Consider the following 26,134-nt stretch of genomic DNA (forward strand, 5'->3'; position numbering starts at 1 on the left):
TTTCCCTTCTGATACGGCTAAATCCCCTGCATTAACAATACTTCCCGCCTCTGTTCCATCAAAGGCAAATTGGTTGGGGGTTCCGACTAAGTTGTGATAATCATTCCCACCCATAGCATTAAACCAATTGCCATCGCCAAATCCAATAGCGTCGGCGGTGGTGGCGATAAAGTCACTGGGGACGTTTAATTGGGCATTTGAACCAAAAATAATCCCAGCTGGATTCATTAAATATAAGTTAGGATTGCCGCCTGTTACCTGAATTAACCCGTTAATCACAGAGGCGTCACCACCTGTGACGCGACTGAGGATATTGTTTAAATTAGGATTGGCTAAAAAGTTGGCGATTTGGTTGGGATTTAAGCCAAACTGCTGGAAACTGTGGAAAAGGTTTTTGCCATCCCCAGACAGACTCCCACCGGAAATATCGATGCGGTTCCCATCCGGTGTGATAATTGTCCCTGTACCGTCTGCTGGGGTAATCGGCTGCGCCAGAACTAGGACTTCAGAGGAGGTGCCAAGGCTGAACACCCAAAGCCAAAATCCGGTAACAGCGGCGGTTAAAAGATGTACTCTGTTCATGGCTGATTCGTTAACCCAGCAGAGGGTGGGTTTCAAAGGGACGTTTAATAATGCTTGAGCATTGCCAGGTCTATATATATAGGATCTAACACATTTGCCAAGGTGCGATCGCACTCACTCTTTTTGGGCTAACCATCTCACCTTTAACTTCAGCGGTCACACCACCCACAAGAGTTTGGTATAGGGCAATTCACTGGGCTCGGCAATCTAACTTAATATACTCTTGATAGCATGATAACCGACTTTAATCAGATTCAACCGACTCGTCAAGCTTAATCGAAACTTCCCTGACAGTCTCACAAGTATCACTTAGCCACGGATTTGAACGGTCAGAATTCGTTATCATCCAGATCATGGCTCTTTATCTGAAGAGAGTTTAACTTGGGCTATTTATGTTATATTTCTTTACAGATAGACCCTGATTGTCGCTTATATCAATGTGGTTGTGTCTATAAAAAGCCGAAACCAGCTTGATCGGCGCTCAAGCGATCGCAAACCGAAGCAATGGGATACTATCATTGCGGAAAAGGTAACGATGGAATATAAGTCAGGCAATCAGCGCTATCAAGTGTTGAAGGGGATTGACTGGCAAATTCAGCGCGGCAATATTCAAATCCTGATGGGACCATCGGGTTCGGGGAAAACGACGTTCCTCTCTATTCTGGCGGGACTACTGACGCCTTCATTGGGCAAGGTATACCTACTCGGAGAAGAGATCACCAAAATGTCCGGCGCTAAACTAGCTCGCTTTCGGCGAAACAATATTGGCTTCATTTTCCAGCATTTTAACCTGTTTCCGGCGCTAACGGCAGCGGAGAATATAGAAGTGGTGCTGAATATTAAAGGGATTCGGGGGACTAAAGCGCGACATCAGGCACAGGAGTTGCTAGAACACGTTGGATTAGAGATGCACGCCAATCAACGCCCTGCTAACTTGTCGGGGGGACAGAAGCAACGAGTCGCGATCGCACGTTCCTTAGCCGGTCATCCTCAGATTATCATGGCAGATGAACCCACGGCAGCCCTGGATTCAACCAGTGGACATCGAGTAATTGAACTATTGCGGCGGTTGGCAAAGGAGGAAGGGTGTACAGTACTGATGGTCACCCATGATCCCCGCATCCTGGATGTCGCTGACCGAGTAACTTATCTTGAAGATGGGATTGTGAAGACATCTGGCATAACTTGACGCACAATAGTCTTAAGGTAAATATTACTGACTTAAGCTGGGTTCGTAGTAAGCGCTTAAGCGCTTACTACAAACGCTGTACTATTTAACACACCCTACGTAAAATTTATGCGGTATCTGATTACAAGTGCGTTACCCTATATCAATGGGATTAAACACCTGGGAAATTTAGTCGGTTCTATGCTTCCGGCTGATGTCTATAGCCGTTTCCTGCGACAGGAAGGCGAATCGGTTCTGTTTATATGTGCCACAGATGAACATGGTACACCAGCGGAATTAGCCGCATTGGAAGCCGGATTAGATGTCACGACTTACTGTCAAAAACAACACGAACGGCAAGCCGAAATCTATCGCGGGTTTGGACTTTCTTTCGATTATTTTGGTCGCACCTCTTCGCCCGATCACCATGAGTTAACTCAGCATTTTTATCAACGCCTTGATGAAAATGGCTTCATGGAAGAACGAGAAATTCGCCAGGTTTATTCTCATGAAGATAATCGTTTTTTACCCGACCGATATATTGTTGGCACTTGTCCCCATTGTGGATACGATCGCGCCAGAGGGGATCAGTGTGAGAATTGTACCTCAGTGCTAGATCCCACGGATCTAATTGAACCCCGTTCTGCTGTATCAGGCAGTACAAATCTAGAAGTTCGCACCACTAAACATTTATTCTTAAAGTTGACTACCCTGAGTGATGAAGTGCGTTCCTGGGTGGATAAACAGCAAGAGTGGACGACTCTGACTAGATCCATTGCCCTGAAATGGTTAAATGAAGGATTACAAGACCGTTGCATTACCCGCGATTTGAGTTGGGGTGTGCCTGTACCCCGTCCGGGATTTGAGGGTAAAGTATTTTATGTCTGGTTTGATGCTCCCATTGGCTATATTTCTGCTACCAAAGCATGGGCAAGTCAACAAGCTGAAGCGGATGATTGGAAGCCGTGGTGGTATGATGCCCAGGATATTCGCCATCTGCAATTTATGGCAAAAGATAATTTGCCCTTCCATACAATTATGTGGCCCGCGATGATTCTGGGAACGCGGGAATCTTGGACAATGGCGGATAATATTAAGGGCTTTAATTGGTTAACCTATTATGGCGGTAAATTCTCCACCAGTTCCAAACGTGGCATCTTTTCTGACCAAGCCTTAGAAATTGTACCCGCTGATTACTGGCGCTATGCGTTAATTGCTATGTCTCCAGAGTCGGCTGATTCGGCTTTTACCTGGGAGTTATTTCAAATTAAGATAAACAAGGATTTGGCAGATAATTTGGGTAATTTTGTCAACCGGATACTCAAATTTGCCAATAGTCGGTTTAAAGGAGTCATTCCGGAAGGGGGAACGCCGGGAGAGGCGGAACAACGGTTGCAGGAAAGTTGTGAAAGTTTGACCGCAAAACTGAGTGGATGTTTGCAAAATCTGGAGTTTCGCAAAGCGGCTGAAACCTTATGTGCGCTGTGGACAGTGGGGAATCAATATATTGACGAACGCGCACCCTGGGCGCTGTTTAAGCAAGACAAGGAAGAAGCTGCGTTGGTAATTCGCACCTGTATTAATCTGATTCGGCTTTATGCGATCGCGTCGAATCCGTTTATTCCCTTTACAGCGGAGAAACTCTTTGATGCGTTGCAGTTATCGGAAACAGAAAGAACGCAAAAATTAACTCAGGCGGTGGATTTTAATGCCTTGAAAGCCGGTCGTTCTTTTGAGGTTCCGCCTCCTCTATTTCGCAAGTTAGAGGATACAGAAATAGCCGAATTGCGCCAACAATTTGGGGGCGAATAATTAATGGTGAGACTTGTAATCGCACGTCTAGGATCTTGTCCAACATTAACGAAAGGAAATGTCGAAAATAGAGGTGATACTCCGGTTGCTCAAAAATTCTGAAGCTGTTCTTGGCGTTCTAATAGTTCTAGGTAGGATATGGGTACGACTAGGGGCCAAAGAAGAGCGGCGATGAGTAAGAACATGAGCGAGTGAAATTTGGTTTTGGGAGAGAGGTTTTCCTCACGTTGTAAAAAGCCTAGCCATCGCGTGAATAAAAGCGACAGCATGACTAGGTAAAAGAGGATTAATCCGCTGAAAATGATGTCCCACATAAGTTTCCTGGGTTGGTTGACAGTGAATTGAGTTTCTAATTATTACTCTGGGTTTATTCCTTCCCTTTATGCCAATAGTCAGGATTTTGTAACAAATCTTTACAAGGTTAATCGCCAGCTTGGGCAACCCCGATAAAATTCAGGCAAAAATGTAGTAAAAAATACAGAAAATTGGGTTTCATTCTGTAATAGTTTGTCCTTCACCGTTCCTGTTTCCTGTTCCCTTCTTATCTATCGGGGTCTTTCTGCACAGGGGAGAGTCGGGCGAGATGGGCAAATATTCCGAGCGGGTTGATTGGCTGTCTGTTCCGTCTCACGTTGAAAATTAAACGGTGTGCTTGAACTGAAAATAGTTGGTGTGAGGTGCGGAATACTGACTGTATTGAGTCCGGCACTAACTCCTTCAATTATAGCGATAGATAAGGTTTGAATCCGTCTTGAGGTTGCCATAAAAATTGCTCCCAACTGTAGCTAGCTATTGACAGAGGTAAAATGTTGTGCATTTAAGACAGGGGTGAAGTCGCGATACGTCCGGCGGACACGCTTCGCGATCGCACGTCATCTGCCAATAGCTTTAACCTTTACGACGCCTGATTTTCAAGCTGAGTAACGCTTACGCAGTTGACTAACGCCAACCATTAAGCCGAGGGCGGCTAAACCCAAGCCAGCAGAGGGTTCAGGGACTGACGTACAGTAACCGCGATCGCAAATCCCCGATTTATCGAACTTGAACGCGATCGTATGTTCACCATCAAAGCGATTCAAGTCATAGCCAGCAGCGAGTAATTCCGACTCAGACAGATACATAAGACTGGTGAGAAATTCACCGGAACCCATCGTATTTAAGCTTTGAGATTGGTCAAAATAGGACGTATCAGCAGGTAAATCTCCTAGACTTGGACTACAGTCAGCACCTTGGCAAAAGTCATTCACTCGTTGGTTGTAATCTGTGAGACTACTAAACCCACTATTAATATCTGTGGTACTAATAGCGGTGACATTGCCATAAAGACCAAGATTAGGGACTAAGGAATCATTAGTTCCGGCAAAACGTACCCCGAATAAATCCCCTTGATTATTCGCCGTGGTGAAATCTTGATCGGTAAAATTGAAGAACAAATCCCCCCACCCAATATTTCCATCCTCAGCACTGGTGCCATCAACACCTGTTAATGACATATTGGCATTAATCGCCACAAAAATGCTGTCCTCCGTTTCCTTAAGCGCTAAACTGTGAATTTCATAGGGATTACCACTACCACCAACTTGCAATCCATCCACACCATCATTAAACGAATCAACCGCATATTGCCATCCTGATTCATCGACTGAATTTTTATCAACTTGGAGGGCAATACCATCGTTGATACATTCAGTAAACGTATCAACCGTCGTATCTTCATTGAGAGCAAACGTAGCAGCTTGAGCGGATTCGCTTGTGGCAAATAGCAAACCCCATAGGGTGGCGATAGAGATGATTGGAGCAGAAATAGAAAGTTTTGCGGTATAGTTCAACATTTTTTCTCCTTCAAGTTTTTAGCTTTTGTTGGTTAAGCTGTTCGGCATTTAAACCTTAATGTCAATAATGACGAAATCCTTGTAGTGCGAGCATCTTGCTCGCTACTAATACCCAATTTAAATGCATGACAGCTTATTTGTTTGTGCCTTTACCTATCAAAGAACTCTAGCCAAGCTTCAATAGGTATAGATCAATGTTACTGACGGGTATGCTGGTGGGTTTCGGCTTCGCTCAACCCACCGGCTTCGCTCAACCCACCGGCTTCGCTCAACCCACCGGCTTCGCTCAACCCACCGGCTTCGCTCAACCCACCGGCTTCGCTCAACCCACCCTACGGTATATCTGTCAAAAAAACATTGGCAGGGGCGGGTTTAGTTACATCTGGGTACAACCGATAAGATAGTTGTAAAACCCGCCCCTACACCTGCCGTGATTTCCGCTTACGCAACAGTACAACACCTGAACCAAAGGTCAACAAACTGACGACAGAAACGGGTTCAGGCACGTTCTGACTGTCTTCCTCTATGAGTGCGTGCATATCGAAACTCGCGGTATCCGTATCAAAGTCAAGTTTAATTGGGAACGCTGTGGGATTGGTGGGATCAACATCAAGTCCGGTAATCGTAAACTCAGAAACACCACCACCCAAAAGCGAGACAAAATTGATACTGTCTCCGGGTATAAATTCACCCAGATTTGTATCTCCTACAGATACAGTGAAGGGATTTTCAAAGCCAACCGGGAAGTTTAAAATTGAGGTAAATAAAGAATTTTCGGTCATTTCGTAGCGGAAACCATAGGCAGATGGTGGGTCGTACCATTTTCCGCCAATCACGTCAATAAATCGGAACACTCCATCCAATGTACTATCAGGAAGCAAAGGATTAAATTGGGAGTCAGCGATGTTATTGGCGCGGTAAATTCCTTCTGTGCCATCTTCCATTTTTGCCCAGAAGACAATCTCATTATCATCACTCAGGCTTTGCCGATCCATGGCTAAATCCACCACAGTAGAACCGAATAAGGTATCGCCAATGCCAATAACTTTATCCTCGACTGCATTACTGCCCACAAAGATACCTTTACCCTGGTTGTTAAAGACGCTAGACTCTTCAACGACCTGATTTCCCATAAACGCGACGAGTCCTTTATTATTGATAGAACTGGTGCCAACGTTATAGAATGTATCTGGTGTTCCTGACTGTTCATAATTGTTCCCGGCAATCAATTCACCATTAATGCCATTCGTCTTAAAAATGACTTGACCTGCACCATTATTATGAGCAAAGGCTGAGACTTCTCCTTGGTCATTTATGTTGGCTTCCCGATATGAACCATTCCAAAAGTTAGTGGGATCGGAAACAATCAAATAGTTGCCATTTTCATCCCCTGTAAAGACACCGTAGTGACTGACAAAGCTAACCATTCCCTGATTATTAATGTCAGGTGCAAGAGGATCAAGCATACTACTGGACAGAGGACATTGTTGCTCAGATGAACCAGCACCTATACAGTTGGTAATTTGGATCGTTTTATTGCCGTCGCTGGTAAAGATTTCTTGCGCTCCACTATCGAGATTGGCAAGAAAGGCAACCGTGCCATTATCGTTGAGAGATAATCCAGGGGCAAAGCTACTATAGGTTGCGCTTGTATGGGCAATTTTTTGAGTGTTACTGACACCGTTACTGGTAAAGATGCCTTGACCACCAGAATCGACATCAGCAAAAAAGGCGACAGTGCCATCATTATTGAGGGATAGTCCCTGACCAAAACTGCTAAATATAGAGTAAGATTTGTTGTCAACAATAATTTCTGGGGCGCTGACACCCGTGCCAACATATATTCCTTGGTCTCATGACTTGAGTTCGGCAAAAAATACGACTTGACCATTATTGTTAATTGCCAGTCCTTTTCCGTTTTGATAGTTGGAGTCATTGGACAACTTATAGCCGCTATTTCCGCCTGCGGTACCGAGTCCTGATCCGAGGCTGGTAAAGGAACTGAATGAATCGCTAGTTTCTACTATTGGGCTAAAGTTGAAGCTGAAGGCTGAGGCTTTACCACTGGTAAGTAGGCTGAGAGATAGTCCAACTACGGTAATAGAAAGAATTGGCTTGAATTTCAGCATAATCGTACTCCTGAAAATTCTGAGAGAGTTGAGATAACTGGAAAATAGGTCTGATGAATCAGATGGTTGTACTTTGCTTATAAGTCTATTAAATCGGTTTATTTTGAATTTGAACCCACAGCTAGCTATCAGATAGAATTGTGAGGGTTTGTTTTAAACCTATCAAAAGGTATCACAAGCTATCAGAAGGTATCAATATTAGTGATGAATTCTTTGTTAATCGTTGCGCTGTCTTCGCTATAAACGTTTGCATCGCTGACTCAAGTCCAATTTATTTTAATCGTTGGATTATAAGTGATATCCTAGTGTAATAGAGTCAGGGTGCGTTACGCTACCTTTCGAGAATGCTGCGCGAATGCTAACACATCCGACAATTTTGCTGACTATTGAATACCTCTAACTGTTTATGTCGTGGGATACATTTTTACAACAAATTGCAGATTATCAGGGTATATTTGATGCCGATGAGAGACGGGTGTTCTGTCTCCGCTTTGCGGAACGCAATTTGGCAGAACTTGATGCCAAAATTGCTGACAATTTACATATCAGTGAGGCGACGCTGCAACGACGAATGGGACGAATTTATGCGACATTTGCCCATTCTTGTCCGGCGCTGAATACGGAGAAAAAGGGGAAATTTAAGCGCTTGCGAGACTGGTTAAAGCGGGAGTATGTGCGATATCAGCAGCATGGAGAACAACTGAGGAATCCAGAGACAGATTCCCGTGCGATCGCGTCTCCTCTCTGCCAAGATATTTATAGTGAACCGGGGATTCTGCCTACCTGTTACCGGGAAATCCTGAAGCCGGGATGTTTGCTGCGGATTAAAGCGCCGTGGAAGATGGGGAAAACCGAGTTGATGTCACGGGTGTTGAATTATGCGGCGGATCAGGGTTATCGCGCAGTGAGTTTGAATCTGCGGGATGCAACGGCGACGGATTTTCAAGATTTGAATCGATTTCTGCAATGGTTCTGTACCAGTGTGACGCTGAGTCTGAACCAAGAATCATTGTCAGATAATCCAGTTGCTGAACATTGGCAGAAGAGTATTGGCAATAGTAAGAATAAGTGTAAGACGTATTTTGAAAAGCATCTGTTACCCGGAGACAGTTGTCTGGTTTTGGGGTTAGATGAAGTGGATCGAATTTTTCCGTATCCAGAGGTTGCTGGCGAGTTTTTAGGGATGCTGCGAACGCGACATGAGGATGCGAAAACGCGCCCAATTTGGGGCAAGTTGCGTCAGGTTTTAGTGTATACGGAAGATTATCGCGAACTTGATATTAATCAGTCGCCATTTAATACGGGACTTCCGATCGCGTTACCGGAATTGAGTCGGGAACAGGTGCAAGAGTTGGCGCAACATTATGGATTAGATTGGCAAGGGGATCAGGTGAATCGGTTAATGGCGATGGTGGGGGGACAGCCTTATTTGGTGCAAGAGGCGATTAAGCAAATTGGGCAAAATTTGGTCACATTGGAGGAGGTGTTGGTAATGGCGGCGACTCCGAGGGGAATTTATCGGGATTATTTGCTGATGTATGAACAAAAGTTACATCAATTGCCGGAGTTAGTGGCGGTTTTTAATCAGGTTGTTGGTGTTAATCATCCGGTAAGATTTAATCCAGAGGTGGCGGATGTTTTGGAGAATTTGGGGTTGGTATGCTGGGAAGGGGATGGCGTTAGTCCTCGTTATGAGTTATTTCGTCAGTATTTTGGCAGTCGGATTTAATCGGGGGGTTAGGGGTTGTTTGATTGGATTCTTTGGGGAGAGAGGTTATGTTTTTTTAACGCAGAGGAACGCAGAGGTTTACGCAGAGGAACGCAGAGGGGTTGAGTGGATGGGGGGATAAGTTTTAGGGGGGTGGAGATGGGCTTGGGTTCGATAGTTAGGATTAGATGACATAAGACATAAGACAAATGACAAATGACGAATGACAAATGACGAATGACGAATGACAAATGACAAATGACAAATGACGAATGACAAATGACAAATGACAAATGACAAATGACGAATGACGACTATCAAGTAGGTGGCGCTTTACCCCTGGAGGCGACGAATTATGTGGTTCGGGCGGCGGATCAAGAACTTTATCAGGGATTGAGGGGGATGCGGTTTTGTTATGTGCTGAATTCTCGTCAGATGGGTAAGTCGAGTTTGTTGGTGCGGACGATGAAACGGTTGCAAGATCAGGGGTTCGCTTGTGTGGAAATGGAAATGCGGGATATTTGTAGTTATCAAATTAATCAGGAGGAGTTTTATGGCACAATGGTGAGTCATTTGGTGAGTGGGTTTGAGTTGAATATAGATGAGGGGGAGTGGTGGTATCGGTATGAGTATTTATCTCCCTTTGATCGGTTCAGTAAGTTCGTAGATGAGGAGGTATTAGGAAGGGTTGCGGGTAAGATTGTTGTTTTTATTGATGAAATCGATAGTATTCTGAATTTAGCCTTTAAGGATGATCTGTTTGGCTTTATCCGGGCTTGTTATAATAAACGGGCAACTCAGCCAAAATACCAGCGTTTAACCTTTGCGTTGTTGGGAGTAGCGACGCCATCAGATTTGATTGCGGATAATCAGCGCACACCGTTTAATATTGATAGTTTGGCGATTGAGTTGCAGGGGTTTACGTGGGAGGAAGCGAAACCTTTAGTTGGGGGATTACAGGGAAAGGTTCGTTATCCTGATGCGGTACTTCAAGCTATATTAAATTGGACAGGAGGACAACCGTTTCTGACGCAAAAGTTATGTCGGTTAGTGTGTCAGGCGGTAGGAGGAGAAGGGGAACAAATGGTTCCCTACACCCCACACCCTACACCCCACACCCTACCTACTGGTTTTGTGGATCAGGTGGTACGATCGCACATTCTCGATAACTGGCTGTCTCAGGATAATCCTGAACATCTGCGGACGATTCGCGATCGCGTCTTGTCTGGATATCTAGATAATCAACCGTTATTAATGCTGTATCACCGGATACTCAAACGGAAAAAAGTTCCGGCTGATGAGAATTATTTGCAGCAGCAATTACAGTTATCGGGATTAGTGGTGAAGCGGGGGGGACAGTTGCAGGTGGCGAACCGGATTTACGCCTCTGTTTTTGATCGCCATTGGGTGAATCAACAGCTTCAGCCGATTCCCTCTCCCTCGCCATCTCTTCCCCGGTGGCGGGTAATCGCCGCGACGGTGGGGGTAACGGTATTAGTGATGGGAATGCGATCGCTTGGCGTATGGCAATCTTGGGAATTCCAAACGTTTGATTGGTTTGGGCGATCGCGTCAGTCGGAGGAACCCGATCAACGGTTGTTGCTGGTACAGATTACTCGGCAGGATATCGCCAACCTAGGCAACGAATATCCACTGCATGATCGCACAATGCGGCAATTATTACAAGCCTTAGACCAATATCAGCCCCAACTTATCGGTTTAGATATCTATCGTGACCGACCTGAAGGCAAAGGTCAAGCAGAATTAATTGAATATCTCAAAACACGCGATCGCGTGATTCCGATTTGTACTCATCCCAATCAGAATGATCCCGAAGGTATCTCACCACCACCAGAAATTCCCGACAAGCGTTTAGGATTCAGTGATGTGATTACCGATTCCGATAGCATTGTTCGCCGTCATCTTTTAGCGATGAATCCGCCTCAACCTTCCAACTGTTCCGCCTACTATGCCTTTAGTTCCCAAATCGCACTGCGTTATTTACAGAATCAGGGCTTTTCTGTTGACTTTTCCACCGCCAAACAATGGCAAATTGGCGGAATTCGCTTCAACATTCTGAATAGTCACCCTGGATTTTATACCACCTCCCAAGTCAAATCACACCAAATCATGCTTAACTATCGCCGCACTGAGGAAATTGCCCCAACTGTCACCCTGACTCAGGTACTCAATCATCAAGTGAATCCCGCTTTGATTCAAAACAAAATTATTTTAATTGGGGTTACCGATCCCAGCGTCAAAGATTACTTTAAAACACCAGACAATCAAGAGATTCGCGGCTTACACCTTCACGCCCATAAAATTAGTCAACTGATTAGCGCTGTTACAGACAAACGTCCCCTACTTCAATTTCCCCCCTGGTGGATAGAAAGTCTTTGGATTGGAACATGGGCGTTATCAGCCGGACTAATTAACTGGCGGATTTCCAGCTTAATCTATCGAGGAATCGCCAGCGGAATTATCCTGATTAGCATTGGAGGAGTTAGCTTTATTATTTTTATCACCCTTCATATTTACCTTCCCCTAACTCCCTCTATTTTTGCCCATCTAATCACCAACCTATGCACAGTTAAACACCAAACCCATAAACATCAACTCAACCCCAACCCAAATCGATAGAACATCAATTACGCCTACCCCTCTGCGCCCCTCTGCGTTAAATAAACACTCAACCACCCAACCTCAAACCCGGATAAAAAAACAATGACTTTCCCAAACCTTCCACTCATTCTTTCCTTAATTTTCATCACCTCCACCCCAATCAATCAAACCCCACCCGCTACCAATGATCCACCCAAACCCCCAGACAGTGAACCCGCCGAAGAACGAAATCCCGGTGGAACTCGGGGTTCCTGTGAGAAAACCGATCAACCCTTTACCCCCTTATTACCCCTGACTAATAGCGAATTTTCCGGCTACACTCTCAACGGATATCCTACCCTTTGGTTCTACATTCCCTATCAAACAAGTAGCCTCCATTCCGGCAAATTTACCATAGAAGACGAACAACAAAATACCATCTACCGACAGGAATTTTCTTTACCCCAAACCCCCGGTTTAATTCAGATTAGTTTACCCAAAACCGCGCCCCCCTTAGCCCCAAATCAACGCTACACCTGGAAACTCATGCTATATTGTACATCCTCCGGATCATCCATGCGCGATCGCGTTTGGCATCAGGGATGGGTGAAACGGTTGGATAACCAAGACTTAGAGACGCAGATACAGCAAGCGCCTTTATCCCAGCAGATTGACCTATTAATTGAACATAATCTTTGGTATGATCTGCCCCAGGATATCTCCCAGCTTCGTACCCTCCCCTCAACCTGGGAAACCCTATTAAAATCAATGGGTTTAGAGGATTTACCACAAAGTGCGATCGCGGGTGAAGTTGAAGCGATCGACGATTAATTGATCATTTGTCATTTGTCATTTGTCATTTGTCATTTGTCATTTGTTTAATTGTAGGGTGGGTTAGGCGGTACTAAATTCTGCCAATAACCGTTTAATCCTCTATCCGCCGTAACCCACCAATCATCACCCCAAATTGGGGGAGGGGGTTTTGTTGTTCCGTTATCGGTGGGGAGGGCGGGTTTTGTTGTTCCGTTAGTGGTAGATATCTGAATTGATTCCCTAAACCCGCCCCTACAATTGTGACTAAACCCACCCCTACGGTTTGATATTATTTAATTGTTTATCTGTTTGTTAACAAGGCTGAATAATTATGAAATTGTTCCCCTTCTCCCTTGATGGGAGAAGGGGTTAGGGGATGAGGGTGAATCGATTCCCAGGGTTGGGGGAGGGCGGGTTTTGTTGTTCCGTTAGTGGTGACTAACTGAATTGATTCCCTAAACCCGCCCCTACAATTGTCCCTAAACCCGCCCCTACAATTGTCCCTAAACCCGCCCCTACAGTTAGATATTATCTGATCATCCATCTACCACGGACTACCAATAATCGTGAATCCTGCCCAATAATAAGGATGAGATAACCGTTGATTTGCCCGGGTTCCCAATCCAGGAAGTTCAACCTCTAACCCCTCAATTCCGGTTAATTTCCCCCCTTCAAAATACACCTGTTCCCGTAACATCGCCAGTTGCGCTTGACGCAAGGCTTCCGCTTTAATCGTGATATCCGGTAGGCGTAATTGGGCATAGAATCCACTCATTAAACTCAGCGTCGCTTCATCGCCTACATACCACAGACTAGCTACCGCCGACTTGACGCCAGTTTGTACCGCTAACCCGGCAAATCCTAATTCAGCCTCAATATTTCCCAGGGCGGTTTGACAGGCTGAGAGGACTAATAATTCGATAGGCGGGGGTAAATACCATTCCAGTTGGCGCACTTGATTGAGTCTCAGTTTTGTATCCCACAGTTGAATATAGGAGTTACTCGGATTACCTTCATTAAATTCAGCATGGGTGGCGAGATGGATAATCTCAAAAGGTTGGCGGCGACTCTCGGTTTTCAGGTTAATTAGGGTAAAGTCTTCGTTGAGGAAGGATTCCCCTGTCCACAAGGTTTGAGTGATAATCTTTAATTCGGTGTCTACTGTGGGTAATTCCCCTAAATCCGAAAATTCAGTCGCGCCCATGGCGAGAATTTGGGCATCTTTAACGGGTTGATAACGGGTGTTGGTGAGGCTAACACTGGGAATGGAACCAATGCTATAGTTTTCAATCAGAAACTGCTTGCCATCGTGTAACGCCGCCATAGGAAGTTGACGTAATCCCCCATCCATACAGAAGATAAGCGTATCAATATCTAAGGCGTCTAAGTCGGATTCCAGGGGGGCGATTAACCATTGATAAAGCTGTTGGGCGGCGGGGAGGTAGCCACGGGATTCGGTAATATCTTGAACCATCTCATGGAATTCATCGACGGTATTGTCTAGAGTGGTTTTAGTAGCGGCGGGAACCAGTTTACGGATATAATTGTCTTCCTGTAAAACTAATACCAGTTCTAATCCTTCCTCCAGATGACGGGCATAGATGACAACCGCACGTTTTCCGGTTTGCTGTTCGATGGTTTTCAGAGTTTCCCGTAAGCTTTCGGCGGTAACGTTGGCATTGGTTAAGTTTTCGCCAAAGTAGTCTTCAAATTCATCTTCAAAGAGTTGGTCGATTTCAGCAATGATATCATCTTGGGGGGTGACTTCGAGTGGAGTTAGGGCGTTGTTAACGTTGAGGTTGATAGGTTGTTCGCCAGGAAATCTCCAGCTAATATTATAGTTTCCGGTTTCTGGGTCTTGGTTAATCGTAGTATCGGCGTCTAACGTATCCCCAACCCGAAGGGCTAACGACTCAATGGGATTTTGATCTAAGTTTAGCTTGGGTGTTGGTTCTGGCACAGGAATGGGCGTTGGCGGTAGAGGTACAGCGCCCAGAATCGATATAATTTGAATGCGGTCTCTATCCCGTTTGTGGGTAAAGTAATAATCTCTAGTGGGTTCAATTGTCTGTATCCCCGCGTCATCGCCTCTAGTAATCGCGGCTGCTGTGCCATTGATATCAGGATTACCGACAATAAAGGGAATCTCACCGTCTCCGCCGTGGCGAATAATAATGGTTCCACCGTTGTCACTCCCAGCGACAGAAATACTGGCGTTGATGTTATTTTGGTCGATGAAGGAGTCGGTGGCTTGGAAATAACTGGGGGTGGTAATATCGACATCTCCGCCACTGCCATCACCCAGACTTTGAGCGTTAATCTGGCTGACTTTTATATTGCCACGGGCGTTGAGGGTAATATCACCGCCATCATTAAGATTAGAGGAATCAAGAATACCTGTTTCAATTTGTCCGCTATTGCTGGTAAGGGAAATACCTGCGGGTGAGGTTAAATCTCCGGTTTTGATTTGTCCACGGGTACTGGTAAAGGAAATGGCTGTGGGTAAGGTGAGATTATCGGTAATAATGTTATTGATAGCTGTGATATTGACCCCGATTGGGTTATCAGTAATATTGCCTTGAACGATTAAATTGTTGAGAGGGGTTGAGCCACCGATAATATCGTTAAATTCAATAATACCGTTTTCCGTTTCGAGAGTCAGGTTTTGAGTTCCATCAATAGTGTCGTGGAAGGTAATATCACCAGTACCCGATAGGGTGATAGAAATATCGTCAGCGAGGATAACTGAACCGTTGAAGATTAGGCTATGTTCACTAATCACGGTAATATCGCCAGCATTGCCTGTTTCGCTATCTGAAAAAGCTTGTACAAACGTATCTGAACTCATAATATTAATGTCACCAATTGCCTCAATAGTAACATGACCAGCATTATTATTATTAGAGAAAGTTCTTAGGGTTCCCGTAATAGTTATACCGCCTCCTGCGTTCAGAGTAATGTCACCACCTCTACCATTAGGGGATATATCTATAGCTGAAAGACCATCTGTAAAAATGTCACCTCCAGCATCCAAATGAATGGAGCCAGCCTCCTGATCTAACTCATCTGTTCTTAGACGTCCTGTCTTAATATCACCTACAGCATTTAAAATTACGATAACACCATTAAACTCTGGTTCTGGACGATTAAGATCACCTATCTTAATACTTCCTGATGGTAGCGATGATGGACTTCCGGATAAATCAAAATTTGTTCCTCCCGCTGAGATTGGAACATTTTCAGAATAAAGCAAATCATCTAAACCTGCTCTTAAAATTAGCGCAGGTTTTCCTATTAAAATTGGAATGTCCGGATCATTGTTGTTAATATTAGGATCTAGCCCTGTATCTGAACCATTAATTATGATATCGTCTCCACTAATACTCCCGGTTGCCTCTATCTTTAGGGATACCCCAGTATAATTCCCAAATACAACATCCCCATTAGCGCTAATAATCGGATCATACAAACTGACAAAATTACCGGGTTCCCCCGATAAATTTAGCATTGCCAGACTTCCGCCACTGGCAAAGTGAGCATCCCCGGAAATAATCCCATTACTGACTAAACTGAGATTCCCGCCACTGACAAACGGTGTTTGGAGATGATTCAGCGCCCAAATGTCAATCCCTTGATTCCCCTGAATATACAAATTCCCACCCGACTGGGCGATAAACGGATGCGCCAGATTATCCCGCGCAATAACTGTACTCCCAGCTAAAAAATTTAAATCTCCTGTTGTTACCAAAGAGGGCGCACGTCGGTGCGCCCCTACGGGAACTAACATTAAATTGTTAAACGCTGATAATGTTGCGGTTTGGGCTGTTATACTGTTTGCGATCGCGTCTCCATTTCCGACGCTGAATTCTGTATCGGTTACCTGTACCGTTTCCGCTGAAACTGTTAACCCTGTCTCCCCTGTTTCATCACTCCCTGTCAACAATGTTGCCAAATCCAATGGCGCAACCGGAAGCAAAATTCCCTGACTATCCCGTGGCGGTGCTATTTCTAAACTCAATAACTGTCCCGGTTGACTAATCCTCACCAAACTTTCCCCCGGAACCGCCGCAACTGTAATATTTCCTCCTGGTGCAGCTAATTCCCCAGTGCTGATAACAGTACCCCCCAGTAAGGTTAAATTATGCCCCTCAGTTACCGCCAAATTCCCCGCATTAATCACACTTCCCGGTTGCGCTAAATCAAAGGCAAAACCACTGGGATTTCCGACTAAATCCTGATACTCATTTCCGCCAAAGGCATTAAACCAATTCCCCTCACCAAAACCAATCCCTGTGGCTGTCGTCGCTGTAAAATCTGCTGGGACATTCAACCACGCATTTTCCCCAAATACAATCCCCGCCGGATTCATGAGAAATAAATTAGAATTGCCGCCAGTTACCTGAATCAACCCGTTAATAATTGAAGCGTCACCACCAACCACCCGCCCGAAAATATTCCTAATCTCAGGATTCGATAAAAAGTTGGCAATTTGACCCGAATCTAATCCAAACTGCTCAAAACTATGAAATAAATTCGCGCCATCCCTTGACAAACTGCCCTCTGTAATATCCAATTGATTCCCATTCGGTGTCACCACCGTCCCCGTCTCATCAGCCGCAGGAGTAATCGGTTGTGCATTCAGGGATGCTGGAGATAAAATAACCCCAGTGCCAAAGATTGCCCCAACCAGAGAAGAAGACGCGATCGCACGCCAACGCCCTAGACTCTGCCATTCCCTACCCGACTTGGTTTGAGGTATTTCTCCCATTGCACCCGCCCCCAATATCAGTATTTTTATCTACCTATAATTAATATTCTAAGTAGTTGAACAAAAGAAAACAGCAGGCTCATTAAGTTTTAGGCTGGTAGCCCTCCCCCTGCTCCCAGACGCGCCATGGCACGTCTCTACATTGCTCCCCCTGCTCTCTAACCCCACCCCGATTTAACTTTCTAAGAAATGACATAGCCTGTTTTACGTTTAATATAATCTAGAATCTTCTGATAACTCTCTGGATCAGTTTGCTCATTAATAATAATCGGAATTGAACTATCGGGTAACCAAAAAGTTAACTTGCCACTCGCCGCATGAGAAAAGCTACTGATGCGGTTGAGATCGATTACATAATCACTGCGCTCATATCTAACTTGAATCCAAGATCCAGCTAGGGAATGAGCACAGACTTGTTTAATATACTCCAAAACTTGATGATACCCCTCTGGATCACCTTGCTGATTAATAATAATCTGGTGGGCACTATTCGGCAACCAGAAGATAATTTTGCTGTTGGGAGCGCAGGCAAACGCACTGATGCGATCTAAGTCAATCACATAATCACTGCGTTCATAATCAATTTGTATCCAGTACGCCACAAAACCTCCTCAAGCCATTGCGAGCTTTGAGTTATGAGTTGTGGATAATTTGGGTAAACTCATAACTCAAAATTCAAATCTCTACGTCACGATACCTGCACTGGGGATTGCTGGATAATCGGAGCATTTGTTGGGGAAATTGACATTTCACCTTGGCATTGCTCGATCGCAGCTTGCACAAATCCTTTAAACAAGGGGTGGGGCGTACTCGGTCGAGAGCTAAACTCTGGGTGAAACTGAGTCGCCAGGAAGAAGGGATGATCGGGGTATTCAATGATTTCCACTAAGCGACCATCGGGGGATGTACCACTAATCATATAACCTGTGTCTAACAGCAGGTTCCGATAGGCATTATTAAATTCATAGCGGTGTCGGTGACGTTCATAAATCACCTCCTCCTCATAGAGTGATGCGGCTAAGGTATTCGGTACAATCCGACAAGGACACATCCCTAAGCGCATCGTACCCCCTAAGTCCACAACATCCTGCTGTTCGGGCAACAAGTTAATCACGGGATTCCGAGCATTGGGGACAAACTCAGCACTATGAGCATCTTCAAGCAGGGCAATATTTTGCGCCCATTCAATGACAGAACACTGCATTCCCAAGCATAAACCCAGGAAAGGAATTTTTTGGGTACGGGCATATTCAATTGCTGCTACTTTGCCATCGACGCCTCGGATACCAAAGCCTCCCGGAACAATGATCGCGTTGGCTCCCGCTAAAAAGTTTTCCGCACCCTCGGTTTCAATATCCTCCGAACTCACCCAACGGATGTTGAATTCGCTCCCTAATGCGATCGCGGCGTGGCGCAATCCTTCGACAACGGATAAATAAGCATCACTCAACCGAATATACTTACCGACAATGGCAATTTCCACCTGATGGATGGGGCGATGCATTCGTTCCACCAAGGTTTGCCACTGGCTTAAATCCGGTTCCCGTTGGGGGAGTTGTAATAGATCTAAGGTTTGGTTTGCCAGACCTTCTTGTTCTAGAATCAGGGGGACTTCATAGATGCTATTGGCATCAGGAGAAGTAATCACCGATTCTACAGGCACATCACAGAACTCCGAGAGTTTCTCTTTAATCCCTGGTTGCAGGGGGCGATCGCACCGACAGACTAAAATATCCGGTTGAATCCCAATCGAACGCAGTTCTTTCACCGAATGCTGAGTCGGCTTGGTTTTCATTTCACCGGCTGACGGAATCCAGGGTAGCAGGGTGACGTGCATATACAGCACATTATTGCGCCCCACATCCTTACGGAATTGACGAATCGCTTCCAAAAATGGTAAGGATTCAATATCCCCGACGGTTCCCCCAATTTCGGTAATTACCACATCCGGATTGGTATTTTTTGCCACCCGATGAATCCGTTCCTTAATCTCATTGGTAATATGGGGAATCACCTGCACTGTTCCCCCCATGTAATCACCCCGACGCTCTTTATTCAGAACCGCCTGATAGATTGATCCGGTGGTGACACTATTGAGGCGAGACATCAGCGTATCCGTAAACCGCTCATAATGTCCCAAGTCTAAATCCGTCTCCGCCCCATCTGCTGTGACAAAGACTTCCCCATGTTGAAAGGGACTCATAGTTCCTGGATCGACGTTAATATAGGGGTCTAGCTTAAGAATCGACACCGAATAATCCCGTGATTTGAGCAATCGTCCTAAGCTAGCAGCAACGATACCCTTACCGATGCTAGATACAACCCCACCTGTTACAAAGACAAATTTAGCCATAGAATTTTTAAGTACGCCAGACTTTTCAAGATGCACCCCGTTAATTGTGCCACAGTCTTTTAAGATTGTTGGGAGTCGGGCTGGAGTGTGACGCCCTCAATCACTCATAAGAGTAATCTTCCCCTGACCGGTTATTGAAATTGCCATCACCCTGTACACCCAAACCAATGAAACTCGCTTCTCCTAATTTTCAGACGCCACAAGTCACGCTGAGAACATCCTTTCTCCATTTTCCATGCACAACTCGTCTGTACTATGCCCGATTAGTTTTTGGGATTCTTTTATCCTTTACGTTGAACATCCGCTCTCGTCTGGAATGTCCACCCCGAAAGCCTGACGCTTTTTTCGTCCTGATTGTCTCCCGAAGCCCGATGAACTATACCTGACAATGCCCCTAGCCCCTCTCCCACTCAACGCTCATCCCTCTTCCCAAGCTAGACGACTTGCGATCGCTTCCGACTGGCAAGGTAACAAATTGTTCGCTTACATTTGCAAAAGTTTATTTTTCTTTATCTATTAGGTATTAGGACAATGGCAAAATTTTATTCAGAACTCCCCCCAAATTTACAAAACTTTATCAAAGAACAACAGATTTTTTTTACCGCGACAGCACCTCGACAGGGGCGGATTAATCTATCTCCCAAAGGGATGGACACGTTGCGCTGTCTTGATCCGAAAACCGTCGCTTACCTGGATTTAACAGGTAGTGGCAATGAAACGGCGGCTCATTTGCAGGACGATGGTAGACTAACGATCATGTTTTGCAGTTTTACCGATAAACCTCTAATTTTACGCCTTTACGGTCAAGGGCGGGTAATTCGCCCCGTTGCTCCAGAATGGGACACCTTTTATACCCACTTTAATTCGCTGCCAGGACAACGGCAAATTATTGTTCTAGATATTGAATCCGTGCAAACCTCTTGTGGCTATGGTGTTCCCCTATATGAATTTCAAGGTGAACGAGAAACTCTGGTTGAATGGTCAGAGAAAAAGGGAGAACAGGGCATTTATGAATATTGGCAGGCGAAAAATATCCAAAGCATTGATGGATTACCCACTCATCTTTTATCCGATTGACAAAGCAGGTAAGGTGTGGGGAGCTGGGGAAGCTGCGGGAGCAGGGGGAGCAGGGGGAGCAGGGGGAGCAGGGGGAGCAGGGGGAGCAGGGGGAGCAGAGGGAGGTAAATAGATCAATGACGAGAAAAGAGTTTTATGTGTAGGGGCGGGTTTCACTACTATCGTTTGAAATGGTGCGTTACGCTACCCTCCGGGAACGCTGCGCGAACGCTAACGCACCCTACACCCGCCCTGTCTAAATGATGAATTCCTGAATAAATGACGAATGACAAATGACGAATGACAAATGACAAATGACGAATGACAAATGACAAATGACAAATGACAAATGACAAATGAAAACCATCCTAGGATTAGCTGTATTAGCATCAGTTATGGCATCTCCCGCTTGGGCGGAACAACCTCTTTTCCTGACGTATCCGTCTGACAATCATCAAACCACGGCGGAACAAATTTTTTTAATTGGTACAGCACCACCCGCAGGAGATGTGCGGGTCAATGGTCAAGTTATTCCCCGCAGTCTAGCTGGACATTTTGCACCAAGTTTCCCCTTAGAATTGGGCAAAAATAGCTTTACGCTACGCTATCAAAACCAGACCATTCAAATCAATGTAACTCGCGTTGATCCGACTCCAAACGTACCAACAGGATTAACCTTTGCTCAGGATTCCCTCACCCCAAACGTGGACATTGCCCGATTACCTGGAGAACCAATCTGTTTTAGTGCGATCGCGCCGCCAAATGCAACCGTTACCGTGAACCTGGCAAATCAAGCAATTCCCCTAATGGCTCAATCCCAGGATGTCCCATTACCGCCCAATTCCGCCGGATTAATTGCCCAAAATCAAGTTGGTATTCAATCGACGACGGGTTACTATCAAGGCTGTGCAACCGCAGAAATTGCGACCAATTTAGGACAACCAAACTATCAACTAACCTTGAATGGCAAAACCATCAGCCAAGCTGCACCTGGACAGATTTCAATTCTCAACCCCGTTGAATTAGAGGTGGCTGAGGTGATTGTGGATGCAGGTATCGCCCGAACCGGACCAAGCACCACCTATTCTCGCCTTACCCCCTTACCCAAAGGCGTCAGGGCGACGGTTACGGGGCGGGAAGGTGAATGGGTACGTTTAGATTATGGGGCGTGGATTAAGGCTGAAGAAGTACGTATTCTTCCGCATACAGTTCCACCAACCGCTGTCATTCGCAGTATCCGCGCCCGCCAGATTCCAGGGGCGACAGAGGTAATATTTCCCTTAAGCACACCTGTACCTGTAACCGTTCAACAAGGCGATCGCACGTTTACTTTAACGCTGCATAATACAACCGCCCAAACTGATGTGATCCGTTTGGATGATGACCCCATAATTAAACGCTTAGATTGGCAACAAGTGACACCAACTCAGGTTAATTATACGTTTAACCTTAAAGTTAATCAACAATGGGGGTATGACCTGAGATATGACCAAACTAATCTGATTCTAACCTTACGTCATCCGCCAACAATTCGGACTCAAAATGTAGAACTCAATCCTGAAAATGCTTTACAACCTTTAAAGGGAATTAAAATTATCCTTGATCCCGGACATGGGGGTGCAGAATTAGGGGCAAGAGGACCAACGGGTTATCCGGAAAAAGATGTGAATTTGATTGTGTCGAAGTTACTGCGCGATCAACTTCAGGAAAAGGGTGCAACGGTATATATGACACGGGAAACGGATCTGGCGGTGTCGTTGGGCGATCGCGTGACTATGATTAACCAAATTAAACCCGCGATCGCACTTTCGATTCATTACAACGCCCTCCCGGATGCAGGTGACGCAATCAACACCAAAGGGGTGGGGATGTTTTGGTATCATCCCCAAGCGCATAATTTGGCAGTATTTTTGCAGAATTATCTGGTGAATCAGTTAAATCGTCCAGCTTATGGGGTGTTTTGGAATAATTTAGCACTCGCTCGCCCTCATACCGCACCATCGGTGTTATTAGAACTAGGATTTATGATTAATCCAGAGGAATTTGAATGGATTACGAATCCGCAACAACAACAGAGATTAGCCAGTGCGATCGCGGATGGGGTGACAGAATGGTTCCAGAACGCTCAGTAGAGCCAAACAGGGGGAATTATTTGATTGATCCGGATCAAGAAGTATCATTCAAACCCAAGATTCTAAGGCAAAAGGTTCTACCTGTTGAAGGCGTTGGAAATCATTGTCGGTAGAAACAACTGTAAGTTCGCCGAAGATTATACGGCTACAGTGGTTGGTGTCGAGCAAATACATTAAAATTCGGCTGGGGAGCGAGTATCGTAGACAAGTTGAAGACATTCCTGGAAGTCTTCGCCCTGCCAAGTTCCAGCAAATTTTAGTAAGTCTTTGGCTTGAGAACCCCGCTTTAGGGGTTCCCCATCCGGAATCGGAACGGTTCTAGAGCGAGCGGTTGGGCGAGTCGGTTTGGTTTTGAGATATTCCAGATAATCAAGAATTTGCGCCAGAATGGGTTCTGGAGTAGATTCGATCGCGATGAGCAATTGTTCTTTTGTGGTGGTCATAAGTTGGTGGTATAGGAAATACAGCTGCTAGTACAATAACGCAAAAGGCTCGCCAAGAGCAGAAGGCGACAATGCTGCATAGCGATACCATTGTTAGTTGCGCTGGATAGAACAGAGGAACGTGATGTCTTGACAAAGAGTCAACAGTAATAATATAGTGGTAAGATTAAATTATCCTGATCGCTCCTAAATCTCTGCTCAAAACAAGTCTAATCAATTTAGCTTTTAGACCGTTGTAGCTGTAATTGCGTTTTTTAACTAACAAAATGCTGGCATTAAAACGAAAAACATTCAGGGATAAACAGCCCAGAAAGCGTTATCGAGTGGGTGCAATTGTCTTGACGGGAGTTGTCTGTGCCTTCGCGGTGTGGTGGACACCGGTGCGAGCCCAAGACGCTGAAGCGGAAGAAACCACCACGGAACAAGTTCAAATTCCCGAAGAGGTAGATCCCAAAGCGGCAACCACAACAAAAGATCTTTCCATTCCCGTCGAGGAATTGAGACTGTTGGTTCAACCCCTTACCATAGCCGAACTGGAAATTGAGGCAGCCGCTTGGCTAGTACTGCTCAAAGAAAAAGCCAAAGAAATTAGCGCCGCTGAAATTGCCATAAAACGGCAAAATTTAGCCATTGGCAAACAGGAAGAAGGCGCAAATGCTTTAGAGGAAGCCAAGAAAAACCTTGCCGAAGCGGAGGCAGATCAAGTCGGTGCCACTCCTGGCTCCCCAGAATATGAAGAAGCGGCGAAAAAGGTAGAAGCAGCCAAAGAAAACCTGAAAGTAGCCCAAGCCGCCATCGAGGAAGCTGCCGAAACGCAACAGAAGATTGAAGAAGACGAAACCTCAAGCAGCGCCCTGGAAAAAGCCGAGGAAATAGGGGAACTGGAGGCGGCAAAACAAGCGGTTGAGGATGCCAAGAAAGCACGGGAGGAGATGGAAGCTGGCTCGTTGGGCTATGAAGCCGCGACGGAAAAAATTGATACACTAGAAGCCGCGATTAAAGACGTTGAGGATGCCCAAGCAGCCCAAAACGCCACGATTACTGACTCACCGGAACATCAAGAAGCAACTCAGCAACTTGAAGCCAGCCGGGAAGCACTCAAAAAAGCCAGGGAAGCCATTGAGGGAGCCGATGTCCCTGATGAACAATCCTCCGAAAATCTCGATGAACTGACAGCCACTCTGGAAAACACGGAAGTAGACGCTGACGGAGAGGAAAAAGTCGCTGGACCCCCGGAAGTCGGGGAGAGCCAAGGGGAACTCGAAGAACAACAACAGCAGCTTGAAGAGGCAGCTGAACAACTCGAAGAGAATGCCGAAGCTGAGTCGGAAGAGAAAAACCAACTGGTGGTTGCGGTTACCGAACTTCAAGAGGAACGAACTGCAATTATTGATCGCTTTAGCGTTATCCTGGACGAATTGGAGAAAAAAGGCGGCGATCCTGAGTTTTACCGTAAATATATTCAAGCCGTTAGTGGTGTTGAACTTGACATAACCGACACCGAAGGTTTAGGGCTGCGGCTGATCAACTGGTTCTCATCCGAAGAAGGTGGCTTACGCTGGGTTAATAATACAGGCAAGTTTTTAGGCGTTTTTATCGGCGTCGCGATCGCGTCTCAGCTTGTCGGTATCATTGTTAACCAAACTCTTTCCCGATTAAGCAATGTATCCCAACTGTTACGTGACTTCGTGGTTATCGTGATCAAGCGCGGTGGTATCCTCGTTGCCTTCCTACTCGCTCTAACCGCGCTGGAAGTCAGCCTCGGTCCAATCTTAGCCCTGCTTGGGGGGGTGAGTTTCGTACTTGCCTTCGCACTGCAAAGTAACCTGGGAAATTTGGCAAGTGGCTTGATGATTATGGCGTACAAGCCCTTCGATGTTGGCGATGAAGTCAAAATTAATGATTTGTGGTGTTACGTCGATTCCATCACCCTTGCCAATACAAGACTTAAAGGGTTTGGCGCTCAAATTTATACCGTTCCCAACAACACGGTTTGGGCTAGTACCATTGAAAACCTGACCACCCAGGATATTCGTAAGGGTGGATTGAGTTTTAATATTGCCTTAGACACTAACCTGCGCTGGGTCAAGGAAATTTTGTTGGAGATTGGTAAGTCACACCCCTTGACTTTAGACAATCCACCGCCGTCCATTTTTCCTTATAAAGGTAGTGACTATTATGTGATTATCGGGTTTAACTTTTGGACGAAAACTGAGGAATTTTGGACGGCTTATGAAGAGATACTCTACACGGTTCAGGAACGCTTTGCCAAAGAAGGGATCTCAATCATACCCCAGCAAGATATTCGCATCCACCATGCTGCCACTAATGGCAAAACGCCAGAATTAGTTTCGCAAATGCCTGTGGAACCCTTAGAACCTCAACTATCTAAGTCTAGTACTAAGTCATTCTTTGACCCTGAGTCATCCTTTGAGGGTGAACCCTCCTTGGGCGTTGATCCCGATGGTCCAGATTAGAACCTTTGGCACTTATGCCAATAGCCGACAAGTAGGGTGGGCATTACCCACCCGATTATTCTATAGCGTTTAAAGGCTCTCATGTAAAAGGCAAAAGGAAGCTAAGGGATCAAGAGGGTTTGAACAGACCCTAACTAATTACAAGTAATCTAGTTAGGGATTCTTTCCCTGCTGTTACCACTGGGAACCGCTGTTCTCGGTGGGTATCAGGAACTTTTGCCTTTATACCCCTCCTTGCCATTTCTACTAAGGAGCTAAGA

Annotated in this window: 21 protein-coding genes; 9 read left to right on the forward strand and 12 right to left on the reverse strand. The window is 45.5% G+C overall.

All coding sequences use genetic code 11. The annotated features are described in order from the left end of the window. On the reverse strand, positions 1 to 582 hold a 582-nt coding region (locus RIG27_RS19210; RefSeq protein WP_446347785.1), incomplete at its 3' end, for a filamentous hemagglutinin N-terminal domain-containing protein. Positions 583 to 1,021: 439 nt separating this feature from the next. On the opposite strand from RIG27_RS19210, the gene RIG27_RS19215 reads away from it, so the two are divergent. Further along, positions 1,022 to 1,771 carry an ABC transporter ATP-binding protein gene (locus tag RIG27_RS19215; protein WP_446347786.1) on the forward strand — a complete coding sequence of 250 codons (750 nt, stop codon included), beginning with the start codon at positions 1,022 to 1,024 and terminating at the stop codon, positions 1,769 to 1,771. Positions 1,772 to 1,879: 108 nt separating this feature from the next. Further along, a complete protein-coding gene (metG, locus tag RIG27_RS19220; RefSeq protein WP_446347788.1) occupies positions 1,880 to 3,562 on the forward strand; it encodes a methionine--tRNA ligase in 1,683 nt (560 codons plus the stop codon). 89 nt (positions 3,563 to 3,651) lie between these two features. On the opposite strand, the gene RIG27_RS19225 is transcribed toward metG, so the two are convergent. The 6 genes from RIG27_RS19225 to RIG27_RS19250 all read right to left on the reverse strand — a co-directional run bounded on the left by RIG27_RS19225 (position 3,652) and on the right by RIG27_RS19250 (position 7,523). Next, the gene (locus RIG27_RS19225) at positions 3,652 to 3,876 is read right to left on the reverse strand and encodes a hypothetical protein (protein WP_446347790.1); all 225 of its coding nucleotides are present in this window, start codon (positions 3,874 to 3,876) and stop codon (positions 3,652 to 3,654) included. Positions 3,877 to 4,107: 231 nt separating this feature from the next. Continuing rightward, on the reverse strand, positions 4,108 to 4,326 hold the full coding sequence (locus RIG27_RS19230) for a hypothetical protein (RefSeq protein ID WP_446347792.1): 219 nt from the start codon (positions 4,324 to 4,326) through the stop codon (positions 4,108 to 4,110). A 147-nt stretch (positions 4,327 to 4,473) separates the two neighbouring features. Beyond that, entirely contained in the window at positions 4,474 to 5,394 is a 921-nt protein-coding gene (locus tag RIG27_RS19235) for an XDD3 family exosortase-dependent surface protein (RefSeq protein WP_446347794.1), read from the reverse strand. Positions 5,395 to 5,591: 197 nt separating this feature from the next. Continuing rightward, the gene (locus RIG27_RS19240; RefSeq protein WP_446347795.1) at positions 5,592 to 5,720 is read right to left on the reverse strand and encodes a hypothetical protein; all 129 of its coding nucleotides are present in this window, start codon (positions 5,718 to 5,720) and stop codon (positions 5,592 to 5,594) included. 93 nt (positions 5,721 to 5,813) lie between these two features. Continuing rightward, a complete protein-coding gene (locus RIG27_RS19245) occupies positions 5,814 to 7,238 on the reverse strand; it encodes a DUF7453 family protein (RefSeq protein ID WP_446347817.1) in 1,425 nt (474 codons plus the stop codon). 9 nt (positions 7,239 to 7,247) lie between these two features. Next, entirely contained in the window at positions 7,248 to 7,523 is a 276-nt protein-coding gene (locus RIG27_RS19250; protein ID WP_446347797.1) for a hypothetical protein, read from the reverse strand. 406 nt (positions 7,524 to 7,929) lie between these two features. Between RIG27_RS19250 and RIG27_RS19255 the strand changes: the two genes are divergently transcribed. Continuing rightward, complete coding sequence (locus RIG27_RS19255) at positions 7,930 to 9,252, forward strand: AAA-like domain-containing protein (protein ID WP_446347799.1); 1,323 nt, start codon at positions 7,930 to 7,932, stop codon at positions 9,250 to 9,252. A 78-nt stretch (positions 9,253 to 9,330) separates the two neighbouring features. On the opposite strand, the gene RIG27_RS19260 is transcribed toward RIG27_RS19255, so the two are convergent. After that, entirely contained in the window at positions 9,331 to 9,552 is a 222-nt protein-coding gene (locus RIG27_RS19260; protein WP_446347801.1) for a hypothetical protein, read from the reverse strand. Here RIG27_RS19260 and RIG27_RS19265 point away from each other — a divergent pair. Beyond that, entirely contained in the window at positions 9,532 to 11,871 is a 2,340-nt protein-coding gene (locus RIG27_RS19265) for a CHASE2 domain-containing protein (RefSeq protein ID WP_446347803.1), read from the forward strand. The genes RIG27_RS19260 and RIG27_RS19265 overlap by 21 nt on opposite strands. Positions 11,872 to 11,955: 84 nt before the next feature. Then, a complete protein-coding gene (locus RIG27_RS19270) occupies positions 11,956 to 12,663 on the forward strand; it encodes a DUF928 domain-containing protein (protein ID WP_446347805.1) in 708 nt (235 codons plus the stop codon). A 526-nt stretch (positions 12,664 to 13,189) separates the two neighbouring features. On the opposite strand, the gene RIG27_RS19275 is transcribed toward RIG27_RS19270, so the two are convergent. The 3 genes from RIG27_RS19275 to RIG27_RS19285 form a co-directional block, all read right to left on the reverse strand. Next, complete coding sequence (locus RIG27_RS19275) at positions 13,190 to 17,413, reverse strand: CHAT domain-containing protein (protein ID WP_446347807.1); 4,224 nt, start codon at positions 17,411 to 17,413, stop codon at positions 13,190 to 13,192. Between the two features lie 182 nt (positions 17,414 to 17,595). After that, entirely contained in the window at positions 17,596 to 18,015 is a 420-nt protein-coding gene (locus RIG27_RS19280) for a hypothetical protein (protein WP_446340927.1), read from the reverse strand. Between the two features lie 86 nt (positions 18,016 to 18,101). Then, positions 18,102 to 19,766 carry a CTP synthase gene (locus RIG27_RS19285; RefSeq protein ID WP_446347809.1) on the reverse strand — a complete coding sequence of 555 codons (1,665 nt, stop codon included), beginning with the start codon at positions 19,764 to 19,766 and terminating at the stop codon, positions 18,102 to 18,104. 531 nt (positions 19,767 to 20,297) lie between these two features. Here RIG27_RS19285 and RIG27_RS19290 point away from each other — a divergent pair. From RIG27_RS19290 to RIG27_RS19300, 3 genes are all read left to right on the forward strand, one after another. After that, a complete protein-coding gene (locus RIG27_RS19290) occupies positions 20,298 to 20,843 on the forward strand; it encodes a pyridoxamine 5'-phosphate oxidase family protein (RefSeq protein WP_006099186.1) in 546 nt (181 codons plus the stop codon). Then, positions 20,812 to 20,955: a hypothetical protein gene (locus RIG27_RS19295; protein WP_446347811.1), complete on the forward strand. Its 144-nt coding sequence runs from the start codon at positions 20,812 to 20,814 to the stop codon at positions 20,953 to 20,955. Before RIG27_RS19290 ends, RIG27_RS19295 begins: the two co-directional genes overlap by 32 nt. A 223-nt stretch (positions 20,956 to 21,178) precedes the next feature. Continuing rightward, a complete protein-coding gene (locus RIG27_RS19300) occupies positions 21,179 to 22,954 on the forward strand; it encodes an N-acetylmuramoyl-L-alanine amidase (protein ID WP_446347813.1) in 1,776 nt (591 codons plus the stop codon). Between the two features lie 173 nt (positions 22,955 to 23,127). Here RIG27_RS19300 and RIG27_RS19305 read toward each other — a convergent pair whose 3' ends face one another. Further along, positions 23,128 to 23,397 carry a hypothetical protein gene (locus RIG27_RS19305; protein WP_446340923.1) on the reverse strand — a complete coding sequence of 90 codons (270 nt, stop codon included), beginning with the start codon at positions 23,395 to 23,397 and terminating at the stop codon, positions 23,128 to 23,130. Between the two features lie 266 nt (positions 23,398 to 23,663). Here RIG27_RS19305 and RIG27_RS19310 point away from each other — a divergent pair, with 266 nt between their 5' ends. Beyond that, complete coding sequence (locus RIG27_RS19310) at positions 23,664 to 25,874, forward strand: mechanosensitive ion channel domain-containing protein (protein ID WP_446347815.1); 2,211 nt, start codon at positions 23,664 to 23,666, stop codon at positions 25,872 to 25,874. Positions 25,875 to 26,134 lie beyond the last annotated feature (260 nt).

The organism is Coleofasciculus sp. F4-SAH-05 (assembly GCF_040222985.1).
Classification (GTDB): Bacteria; Cyanobacteriota; Cyanobacteriia; order Cyanobacteriales; family Coleofasciculaceae; genus Coleofasciculus; species Coleofasciculus chthonoplastes.

Coding starts and splice junctions, on each gene's coding strand:
- metG (WP_446347788.1), top strand. CDS start 1,880: ATGCGGTATCTGATTACAAGTGCGTTACCCTATATCAATGGGATTAAA.
- RIG27_RS19225 (WP_446347790.1), bottom strand. CDS start 3,876: ATGTGGGACATCATTTTCAGCGGATTAATCCTCTTTTACCTAGTCATG.
- RIG27_RS19230 (WP_446347792.1), bottom strand. CDS start 4,326: ATGGCAACCTCAAGACGGATTCAAACCTTATCTATCGCTATAATTGAA.
- RIG27_RS19235 (WP_446347794.1), bottom strand. CDS start 5,394: ATGTTGAACTATACCGCAAAACTTTCTATTTCTGCTCCAATCATCTCT.
- RIG27_RS19250 (WP_446347797.1), bottom strand. CDS start 7,523: ATGCTGAAATTCAAGCCAATTCTTTCTATTACCGTAGTTGGACTATCT.
- RIG27_RS19255 (WP_446347799.1), top strand. CDS start 7,930: ATGTCGTGGGATACATTTTTACAACAAATTGCAGATTATCAGGGTATA.
- RIG27_RS19265 (WP_446347803.1), top strand. CDS start 9,532: ATGACGAATGACGACTATCAAGTAGGTGGCGCTTTACCCCTGGAGGCG.
- RIG27_RS19270 (WP_446347805.1), top strand. CDS start 11,956: ATGACTTTCCCAAACCTTCCACTCATTCTTTCCTTAATTTTCATCACC.
- RIG27_RS19275 (WP_446347807.1), bottom strand. CDS start 17,413: ATGGGAGAAATACCTCAAACCAAGTCGGGTAGGGAATGGCAGAGTCTA.
- RIG27_RS19285 (WP_446347809.1), bottom strand. CDS start 19,766: ATGGCTAAATTTGTCTTTGTAACAGGTGGGGTTGTATCTAGCATCGGT.
- RIG27_RS19290 (WP_006099186.1), top strand. CDS start 20,298: ATGGCAAAATTTTATTCAGAACTCCCCCCAAATTTACAAAACTTTATC.
- RIG27_RS19295 (WP_446347811.1), top strand. CDS start 20,812: ATGGATTACCCACTCATCTTTTATCCGATTGACAAAGCAGGTAAGGTG.
- RIG27_RS19300 (WP_446347813.1), top strand. CDS start 21,179: ATGAAAACCATCCTAGGATTAGCTGTATTAGCATCAGTTATGGCATCT.
- RIG27_RS19305 (WP_446340923.1), bottom strand. CDS start 23,397: ATGACCACCACAAAAGAACAATTGCTCATCGCGATCGAATCTACTCCA.
- RIG27_RS19310 (WP_446347815.1), top strand. CDS start 23,664: ATGCTGGCATTAAAACGAAAAACATTCAGGGATAAACAGCCCAGAAAG.